We start from the raw sequence: 9,318 nt of genomic DNA, 5'->3' as shown, positions 1-9,318 counted from the left end.
CTCATCTCCCAGAGCGTTCTTTCTTCTTCACGGTTGAGAAACACTCTCAGTCTGGCTCCCATACCTCTGACTCCTTTCTGGGGAAACACTTTATAATCTGTAATATACCTCCTTTTTTTTGTATGACCTGCTTAGTATCTAGCTTTCATGGGTTTGTCCTCCTTAATTATAGTATACTGTATATATTGCTATTTGACCGGACAATTTGCGGTGCGACCCCGCGCCGTCGTACGGCGCTAGGGCTTGCCCTGCTCGCACTGCTTGCACTGCTTGCACTGAGCTTGTCGAAGTGAGCTTGTCGAAGTGAGCTTGTCGAAGTGAGCTTGTCGAAGTGAGCTTGTCGAAGTGAGCTTAGTCGAAGGGAACGCGCACCAAGAGAATATGAAAACCGAGAAAATATTTTTGAGAGTTGCCGAATATGAAAAAAGACAGCTTGTAGAAGAAGCTGCTAGGCGTGGTATGACACAATCAGAACTAATTAGAAGTTTAATTGCTCGTTTTCCAGAACCCAGTAAAAAGCCGTCCTAGAAGGCTTGCCCTGCTCGCACTGCTTGCACTGCTTGCACTGCTTGCACTGCTTGCACTGCTTGCACTGAGCTTGTCGAAGTGAGCTTGTCGAAGTGAGCTTGTCGAAGTGAGCTTGTCGAAGTGAGCTTGTCGAAGTGAGCTTGTCGAAGTGAGCTTGTCGAAGTGAGCTTGTCGAAGTGAGCCAAGTCGAAGGGACGGGGCTTGTATCCCGGTTTTTTGGTCAATTTAAGAAAAGCAGCAATTCTTTTCAAGTCGAACTGTTGTGATTTACTTTATTACTGGCGGACAGCGTTCCGGTAAAAGCAAATTCGCGCAACAGTTGGCTAAACGCTTGTCCGATACGCCGATTTATCTAGCCACATCGCGGATTTGGGACGACAACTATCTCGAACGGATTCGACGCCACCAGAGCGATCGCGACGCCACCTGGCGAACGGTAGAAGAAGAGAAATACCAAATTCCTTAAGAATCGAACCAATAGATTGGAACTGACTGAAAGCCATAATGACTGCGATCGTATTTCTTGGGGGGCTGAGTCTGGTGACACTGTGCCAGTTTTTCGGTGAACTTCCTCACCCACTGGTCTTTCTGAGATTTAGCATTTTTGAATCGGCGATCGATCCTCACGAACCCGCTTTGTAAATACTCCCAAACTCGGGACGACCTTAAAATATCTGCAATTTTAACGTTAACTGAAATTCAAGCCACTAAAAACATACCGTACCGAGATATTCCAATCGGTTAAAAGACTCAAAACAGGGAGTCGATCGTCATTTTGCTTAATTTCGGGTTGTTCTCTCGGTTTAAAAATGGCGATCGACCGTTCTTCAGGATCGACGAGCCAACTGAGTTGAGTTCCGGCGTTGAGACAAAATAAGATATTGCTCATGACGCGAGTGGGACTTTGTTCGAGAGATAAAATTTCAATCGTCCAGTCCGGTGGTAGATCGAATGAATTTTCAACCTCGCCGCGTTCGTCTAGGGGAATATTTTGCCAAGCAAACACTGAAATATCTGGAACGATCGATCTTCCTCCAAACGTGCAGCGTAACTCTGTAAACGCACAGGCGATGCGATCGGGTTCTGCTACCCTATTAATTTCTGCCGAGAGTCGGGTTTGCAGTCGGCTATGTTTCCCTTTCGGTATCGGTTTTTGATAGGTTTTTCCAGCGATGTATTCTGTCGCTGGCTTGGTTTCGGGGAGTTGTAGAAATTCGCTGAAGGATAACGAATTTGACTGAACGGTCGATCGCATTTTTGATTTTCCTCAACGGGAGATTCAGGAGAAATTGACCGTCTGAAGTATCGGGTATCTGTCCTGTCAAGTTTAGGAGAAAACCGCTACATTTCCCACTCTGAGGGAAACTGAACTGGAGATGGAGACTTTTTCGACACCACCGCCGCGATCGCCTCCCGAACGAAAGGCGCGATCGCTGCTTCCAATTGGCGGTAGTCCGATTCTGTCACCGGACGCAAGCCGTGGGCTAAAATTGAGTGATTTCGCACTTGCAGCGCGTCTTGAATCCGACCCTTCGCCGACGCAAACTGTATCCCCACGGGATCGTCGGGAAACTCCGTCAACAGGGTATACGCCTTAAAAAGTCCAATTTTAATTTTGCCTTCAGCTTGCAAGGCTTCGTACTTCGGACGCAATGCTTCGGGGAGTTTGTCCAACGCCACATCTCCCGTCTGAATTTCGTAAGCTTCCCACAACCGCACCTGTGCCAAGAGTTCCAAGGTGCGATACAATCGCGCCACCGCGTCGTCGTATCGAGCCAAGGTCGATCGTCGTTCGGCGTTGAGCAGTACGTCTTCGACGATTTCGTAACCGTGGCCGCGGATGGATTCCGGTGCAGTAAACCCGTCTCCTGCTGCTGGTGCAAAGGCTTCGCGACTTCCCATGACCCGCTTGAGGAAAAAAATTGGCTCTCGCAACTGGGGATATTTGAGATAGTCTTTCAGGTAGAACCAGGCTTCTGCGTGGTCGAAGCGATCCCACAAGTCGAAACCCGCGCAGCAGTCGAGCCACAGTTGAACGCGATCGGCGTTATCTCCCGACAGTTCCCGTTCTTGCAGCAGCGTTTCCAACTCCGCGATGGCGGCGGGGTAGTTGTACTGTCGCAAAAACGCCGGAAGCACTTGTAAAATCGTCCGTTCCACTGTCACCGCCGAGGTGGTGGCACGCCGAACTCGTTCCCCCCGTTCGACTTTCACTAAGTTATCCCGCCGCGTACTGCTGGTGACGTAGGTTTCGAGTTTGTCGTCGAGTGCCACCTGTGCCAATGCCACGGACATGGTTTTCGTTCCCCCGGTGTAGTCGGCGAGAAGTTGCGCGTTGGCGTCGTCGTTTCGCGCCTCCCGCACTTTTTGGGCAATTTTGCCGTAACATTCAGACAAATCGTCGGGATTGCTGACGAGAATTACGTCGCGATCGCGATCGAACCTATCGCCTAATCCCAGTTGTGTGGGAATGTTGGGAAGGCGATCGACCACTTCGCTGCCTTTACGAACTTCGCAGGGTTTCCCTTCTTCGATAATTTGCGACTGGCTGCCTTTTGCACCGTCGGAACAGATAAAGACGACGCGATCGGGGTTGAGGCTTTTGACGGACGTTAGAATCGGTTGTGGGGAACCACCAACGGTAATGAAGAGTGTTTTCATGTCAACGAGTATCCTGTAACACCTGAAAATTAATTCACAAAATCGAGACGCATAAACGGTGCGTACTTGCGGCGATCGGTGGCGGGATTGACTTTGACTTTGTTCGGGTAATTATCACCCTCGTTATTTTTGCTAATTCCACGCCAGACAAGCAGTCGCCACCCCTCTACTGAAACCAAATATCGATCCTTGGTATTTCCAGGTTTCAACCAAGTTGTCTCGTCTGACTTGATGTGTTTGGCATTATTCAGTACTTCTTCCGAACGGCAAACGCGCTGAAGATATTGAAAGGGGTCGCAATTATCCAATTTTGACAGTGTTTCAAAGCAATCTCGAATCGCTTGCTGAGACAGGAAGGGAACCAACGCTGACGGACTTTTCATTTCATCTAAAAACAAAAAACCGATAGCAGATAGCGTAATCCCTTCAGAAGATTTTTCGATTAAGGGTTCGAGGAGTAACCGCTCCTGATAAGGCACGTCTTGTTCCCACCGAGAATATGGGATGAAACACTCCCGATCGATAGTTTCAAAAATTTCTTTGTACGCCTCAAATTGAGAGCGCTTGAATTCCAATGGAAGTGGTGGCAACTCAAGTAATGCCGTCGATCGTTCGAAAATATAATCGCAGGGAACCCCTTTTAACATTCCCAACAAAACTGTATAGGGAACGAGTGCTTTAAAGCCTCCCGTCGGATTCAAAACAACGTTTCTGTAATCTCGAATCTCTCGCGTCACCCGCTGCACGAAGTTGACAACGCCAGTATTGCGGAATCGATCGGCATCCGTCACCTGCAAACCCGGAATGGGTTCGACTTTCGTGTAAATTCCCGGCCAGTGATGCTCCAAATATTTAGCCACTGAATAGGCACAACATTTTCCATCAGGCGTTTCCGATGCGAGTAGCAAAACGCGATCGCTGGTGTCGATTCCCATGCGAACCAACGAATGAATTTCGGCGGATAACTTTTGAGTCAAATTCGATTCATCTGTTGGATTGAGATCTCGAAATGTTTCAAACATTTCAGTCATGGCACTGTCGATGTTTTCATGGTTTTGTACCCATTCAGCGAGTTTCCAGGGAGGAACATCCAAGTTCTTAGCAGCACTGGTTCCGACCGAACAGATAATAGTTTTAGCCATAGTTGACTCACTTGTAAGGTAGTAATTGAATTGAAGCAAAATCCAGAACTTAGCCAGCAGCTATTTAGGCTTTTTCTTATTTTTCTTGCTGCTGTTTTTTGACTTTTGACCAGACGGTTTAGCTCGTTCGGTAGCCGCCGTGGTAGTGCCGTTGGATTTTCCTTGGGATTGTTTGGGATTCGTGCGAGATTTAAGCGGGAGTGGTTTACCACTTTCTAAAGTCGGCAAGCTCCACATATCTCCCCCTTCATTGTCTGTAAACCATTCATAGTTTTTACCCTCGGGATCGATTTTTGATGACTTACGAGGATAGTGAATGGGAGAACCATCTTCAAAACCCATCGCATTTTGACAAAACGCGGCGACGAACGGGATGCGCTCGAATGATTGTTTGTTACCATAAATTTCAGCTACCGCATCTTGATACTTGCCAATGCAACCACTGAAATCTGTCGTTTTATTCTCGATAGGCATCAGAGATTGATAAAACTTCACCCACTCTTTTCCGGTTCTCAAATCACTGTTATCGCGATCGAGTTCCAAACGAACACTTCCAAAACCTAACGGCTTACCACCTCCCAGTCGGTGATAATGATTTTCCGGCAAGCTCAGCAACCACAAAAGCGCACCGAGTTCAACACAGGATAAATTTGTCACGTCGATGTCAAACGTAAATTCAGTGTCGGGATTCACCCAACCCGTTATCGATCGATTTTGCGAATCTCGCTCATTTTCTCCACTGGGACGGCGATATTCTTGATAGTAGCCGTTTTGAGGGTTTTGAGTGCGATCGCGAGTGGGTTTGTTCCAGTACCCTTCTGGTAGATTTCGGTGATGAGGATAAACCTTGCGACCCCGCAAACCGCGATGATTGCTGGCGTAACCGTACTCTTTCTTGTCTCCTTTTTTCAGTGGCGTACCGTTTTTATCGTCCGCGCAGTAGAATCGCGTTTGTGCGGGTTTAGGCTGTCCGAGAATAGCCAGTGGAACTCCTGGTTTGTCAAAATGAGCGATCGCTTTCTCTTTTGCGGTTTGACACTCGACGCTATGAACACGAAGATGTCCTTTGTAGGCTCCTTGGCTGTTTTGATTGACCCAACCAAACACGCGATCGGCAGGAGAAAGTTCTTGTTTGTTTTGTGCGGGGTGCAAACTTTTCGGTAATATGTCTTCTGGCCGGACATCGTAAAGCCGCCGAGAAATTGTCACAGGTTGAAGCGCAATAATATCGGTATAGTGTAGATTGTCAGGATCGTAACCTTTCTCGAGTTCAACGTAACAGAGAGTTCCCTCTTTCAACTTCGCTTCGCTCTTCTCGTAAACATGACGAGACCAAGCCGTTTGTCCCGGTTGATTGCCAAGATAAGCACTCGGAGACTGCCGTTTTTTCTTGCGATCGTCTAGATCTTTTTCGTGAGTTTTCTGATAGTCAGCGATGAGATCTTCCCAAAGTTCGACAATTTTGTCGTTAACTTTGACTGAGACATCCGCGCCATTTTGAAGAAAGACGCGCTCGTTCTGCTTTCCACCAATATTGGCGCCCGTCACGCAAACCCAGCCGAGTTTCCAATCGCCACCAGGCAAATCCTGCGAATCCCAGGGTTCGATGTGGCTGACTTTACCTTTGCTGAGTTGGACGCAAACGCGATCGCCATGTTGAGGTAACTCTCCCGTTGAATTGTACTTCAAGGCTTTATAGCGTTCTCCTTTGTCGGGTTTGCCTCCTTTCTTGTCATAACGAGGCAACTTTGCAGCGCCACCGACACAGCTAGAATCCTCTAAAATCCGCAAATATAAATCGTTACCGCGTTTTTCGACGCGAGCAGGTTTCGCCGTCGTTCCTTTCTTAGCCGACATTCGATAAGCTAGTCGCTTATCGTGTTTGAAAAAGACGGAAAGCCGAGAATTCGTGACAGCTTCGTAGGCAGATCGCAACATTCCCTTGAGGGATGTTGGCGGTAAGTAAGGTTTGCCATCTGCACCTAATCGCACTGGATAGGTTTTATGGTCGTTGTTTTCAGTCATTTCCGATGCATCGGGAATGAGGAGCGGTGTTACCGTCGTCAGTTTGACGGAAATGCGTCCCGTCCAGCGATCGAGGTGATAGCATCCGTGTCCGACAGGTTTTCCATCCCCCAATTCTCGATCGTCTGTTTTGCGAGGCAGTGCAGGAACAAAATTGTAGGGATTGTGGAATTGCTGAGAATTTGCGGCTTTGGAAGACCCCGAAGATTTGGAAGAGGCTTTAGGAGCATTGCGATCCCACACTTGTCCTTTTTCTCGAAGTTTGAGAATTCGATCGTCGTCTTCTTCAAACTCAACCTCAAGCCTTAACGACTGTGGAGTCGTTAGGATTTTCTGAAGCAATGCCAAAGAAATTTGCTCCTCAGGGATGCTTTCAAACTTGAGGCTTCGGTACATTCCCCCAGAGGTGTAAGAAAAACTGAAGCTGCGTTTGATATTACCTTTCTGGTTCTTTTTAACCTTGACTTGTAGTATTCCAGTTATCATGACTTGACCTCCAAGCTCACTAAACGTTCTTCGATGACGGCAAAGTTTCCAAATTTGTCTACTTTTGCCAAATATTCCAAAGAGGACAGGTAAACTCGCTGTTTACCCTCCAAACTTTGGTCGATCGGCACGTCTAACTTCCCAATCCGTGCTGAAGCCAAGCGTTGCCAATTGGGAGATTTGGGCGAATTTTTGGCTGGCTCTCCCCACAGCAAATATTGCTGTTCGATCGATTCACGGAACTTTGATTTATGGGAAAGAAATCCGTCGATCGACTGTTCAAACTCTGATAAAAGAACCGCGTCTCCTTCACCATTTAAACGGTTTAACCACCGTAATTCGCAGTTGTCATTAAATACCCGAGCCTCGAAAATGTCCTGATGCTTGCTGAGGTTAATTTCACGTCCATAAGAGTCATGGACTCGAGCGTCATCGAGTTTGGCAATCTGACAACTCTGGGGAGAGTAAAAAAGTGCGATCGCCCCTTGTAGAAATTGACTGCAAGATTGAACTGCTTTCGCTAGGGTAATTGGCTTGTCACTGCGGCAACTATATAATGTGCGTTCTTGATTTTTCGTCATACTGCCTCCTTCTGCATTTCTTGTGCGATCCAGGCTTGCCATTTATCGCTCAATTGTTGCCGTAACTCAGCATCAAGATTAGATAAATCGGATGCAAGGGAAATTTCCCCCTCCAAACCCGGTAAATCATCGAGGGTCCCACTGGCGTTTAACTTCATGTCCGTCACCGCCACAGTTCCCATACCGCGATTCGTCCCGTAACCGATGGGAATCTTGCGGTTGGCAAAATCTCGTAACACCAAAAGCAACAGCGCGATCGCAGGTTGAACCAAGTCTTCGTGATACTTTCTCAATCGCGCCAAATCCACCTGCAAACCGATCGCATCCCACACCACGCCAATCGGTTCCAAAACGCTATAAAGCATCCCGTCCGCTGCACCTCCCGTCCAGCGATCGACCGCCACGTGCATAGCAGGTTGGAGTGTTTTGTAAGGATCGCCCTTGCCTCCCAACGCCGCTTTCAAATGGGGTTTCAAGTCTTTTTCCATGCTGGTGGCATTTTCCACCTTCGCCCAATCCGTCGCGGACATGGAAATCTTGGCATAACAATCGTCAATGGAAATCATGCCAATCTGTCCGTTGGATTTCGGTTTGCCGTTTTTGGATTTTCCCGAATTCTTTTCAGCCGAACCGAACAAAACTTCGACCAGCGAAACTTGTATTTGTTCGTCAAATTCTATCTCTTCTTTCGCAATATCGACTTGACAAACTGTCCGAACAATGCGTTCGGCGTGGGCACGAAGTACCCCTTTAATGGAACTGCCGGGAATGACAAACCACACGTCAGAATCCACCTGACTCACCAGGGGCAGCATATCAATGGCGATGCCGTCTCCTTCGGCTTTTACCATCACGGGGTCGCGAGGTGTCCAGGTAATTTCAACATTCAAATTCTCAGGGGCTTTATATTCATGGTTCGCTTTAATCGCTGTCCAATTTTGGACTTCTCCCCCGTTAATCAAGGCATCAAACAGACCCTCTGCGTTGTTGAGCGATTGTTTTTCAATTTTCAGGTTGTTCATCAGTTGAACTCGTCCGAGTCCCCGCGTTTTCGCGGCACCGATGCGGATGTCGCTCTGTTCGAGTGCTTGCAGGAGATACCAGAGTTCGGCGGGAGGTTCTCCCTTCTGAGAATCGAAGGTAATATTGAGGGGAAATTCAGCGCCTTTGGGTAAAATCGCACGGCTGTATTTAAAGCGTTCGGCAGCGGCTCCTGTATGGCGATCGATCCCAACCCCTTCGCGGATTTCGATCTTCTGTTTTCCCTGAATTTCTGCATCGTTGAGAATTAGGAAACTCGCCCCGTGTTTGTCGCTTTCGTGGTCGCCCCAAATGTCTTTTAGCTGTGCTTTGTTCTCCTCGCCGAGTAGACTCTCCATCCATCCTCGAAAAGCTCCCGCTAAACTCGTCCCTGGAAGGTAATAGTTGCCGCGACCGTTCACCGCTAAAGCCAAATCGGTATCCGCATCGCCACCAACTCCACCGACATGAATCGGAGTTTTCGCTGGGTCTTCGGAGTTTGAGGTGATAATAGTATAATAGAAAACAAATGCAGGCGGATCTAAAGATGAACTTTTTTGTAGTAAGACTTAATCAACTTACCCAAAGTAAGAGTGAGAAGCGTGGTCAGGGAACGCGAAGCAATATTTTTGCTAGCTAGGCTTTAGAGAAGAGGAAGTTGCCTGTCCTCATTGTGGCAAAAAGACGGGACGAACTTAACCAAACACGAACCGTTAGAGTTCGAGACTTGCCCATTTCGGGTCAACTCGTATATTTGCAAATACCACGGCGTCAGTTTTACTGTAAAAAATGACCAACAATACTTTACAGAAGAACTAGACTTTATTGAAACTGGTCGAAGGTTTACTAGGCGGTACGAAGAATATATTTACGAG

The 9,318-nt window shown here is 47.7% G+C and carries 9 protein-coding genes; 3 read left to right on the top strand and 6 right to left on the bottom strand.

Annotated elements, in window-relative coordinates:
- Nucleotides 1–345: 345 nt before the first annotated feature.
- The gene (locus GEI7105_RS39455) at nucleotides 346–528 is read left to right on the top strand and encodes a plasmid mobilization protein (RefSeq protein WP_245555400.1); all 183 of its coding nucleotides are present in this window, start codon (nucleotides 346–348) and stop codon (nucleotides 526–528) included.
- A 262-nt stretch (nucleotides 529–790) separates the two neighbouring features.
- Nucleotides 791–994 carry a bifunctional adenosylcobinamide kinase/adenosylcobinamide-phosphate guanylyltransferase gene (locus GEI7105_RS0111425; RefSeq protein WP_017660594.1) on the top strand — a complete coding sequence of 68 codons (204 nt, stop codon included), beginning with the start codon at nucleotides 791–793 and terminating at the stop codon, nucleotides 992–994.
- Nucleotides 995–1,216: 222 nt separating this feature from the next.
- Here GEI7105_RS0111425 and GEI7105_RS0111420 read toward each other — a convergent pair whose 3' ends face one another.
- From GEI7105_RS0111420 to GEI7105_RS0111395, 6 genes are all read right to left on the bottom strand, one after another.
- Nucleotides 1,217–1,783 carry a Uma2 family endonuclease gene (locus tag GEI7105_RS0111420; protein WP_017660593.1) on the bottom strand — a complete coding sequence of 189 codons (567 nt, stop codon included), beginning with the start codon at nucleotides 1,781–1,783 and terminating at the stop codon, nucleotides 1,217–1,219.
- 86 nt (nucleotides 1,784–1,869) lie between these two features.
- Nucleotides 1,870–3,189: a TIGR02710 family CRISPR-associated CARF protein gene (locus GEI7105_RS30110; protein ID WP_017660592.1), complete on the bottom strand. Its 1,320-nt coding sequence runs from the start codon at nucleotides 3,187–3,189 to the stop codon at nucleotides 1,870–1,872.
- A 29-nt stretch (nucleotides 3,190–3,218) separates the two neighbouring features.
- Entirely contained in the window at nucleotides 3,219–4,331 is a 1,113-nt protein-coding gene (locus GEI7105_RS0111410) for a putative CRISPR-associated protein (RefSeq protein ID WP_017660591.1), read from the bottom strand.
- A gap of 60 nt (nucleotides 4,332–4,391) precedes the next feature.
- Nucleotides 4,392–6,842 (bottom strand): TIGR03986 family type III CRISPR-associated RAMP protein, encoded by a 2,451-nt coding sequence (locus tag GEI7105_RS30105; protein WP_051044138.1) that lies wholly within the window; start codon nucleotides 6,840–6,842, stop codon nucleotides 4,392–4,394.
- Nucleotides 6,839–7,423 (bottom strand): type III-D CRISPR-associated protein Csx19, encoded by a 585-nt coding sequence (gene csx19, locus GEI7105_RS0111400; RefSeq protein ID WP_017660589.1) that lies wholly within the window; start codon nucleotides 7,421–7,423, stop codon nucleotides 6,839–6,841. The genes GEI7105_RS30105 and csx19 overlap by 4 nt, the downstream gene beginning before the upstream one ends.
- On the bottom strand, nucleotides 7,420–8,916 hold the full coding sequence (locus tag GEI7105_RS0111395; protein ID WP_281167016.1) for an RAMP superfamily CRISPR-associated protein: 1,497 nt from the start codon (nucleotides 8,914–8,916) through the stop codon (nucleotides 7,420–7,422). The genes csx19 and GEI7105_RS0111395 overlap by 4 nt, the downstream gene beginning before the upstream one ends.
- Before the next feature lie 200 nt (nucleotides 8,917–9,116).
- Here GEI7105_RS0111395 and GEI7105_RS41025 point away from each other — a divergent pair, with 200 nt between their 5' ends.
- Nucleotides 9,117–9,236: a transposase family protein gene (locus tag GEI7105_RS41025; RefSeq protein ID WP_245555458.1), complete on the top strand. Its 120-nt coding sequence runs from the start codon at nucleotides 9,117–9,119 to the stop codon at nucleotides 9,234–9,236.
- Nucleotides 9,237–9,318 lie beyond the last annotated feature (82 nt).

The organism is Baaleninema simplex PCC 7105, from assembly GCF_000332355.1.
GTDB classification, from domain to species: Bacteria; Cyanobacteriota; Cyanobacteriia; order Cyanobacteriales; family Geitlerinemataceae; genus Baaleninema; species Baaleninema simplex.
This window is presented reverse-complemented; position numbering and strand designations above follow the sequence as displayed.

Coding starts and splice junctions, on each gene's coding strand:
- GEI7105_RS0111420 (WP_017660593.1), bottom strand. CDS start 1,783: ATGCGATCGACCGTTCAGTCAAATTCGTTATCCTTCAGCGAATTTCTA.
- GEI7105_RS30110 (WP_017660592.1), bottom strand. CDS start 3,189: ATGAAAACACTCTTCATTACCGTTGGTGGTTCCCCACAACCGATTCTA.
- GEI7105_RS0111410 (WP_017660591.1), bottom strand. CDS start 4,331: ATGGCTAAAACTATTATCTGTTCGGTCGGAACCAGTGCTGCTAAGAAC.
- GEI7105_RS30105 (WP_051044138.1), bottom strand. CDS start 6,842: ATGATAACTGGAATACTACAAGTCAAGGTTAAAAAGAACCAGAAAGGT.
- csx19 (WP_017660589.1), bottom strand. CDS start 7,423: ATGACGAAAAATCAAGAACGCACATTATATAGTTGCCGCAGTGACAAG.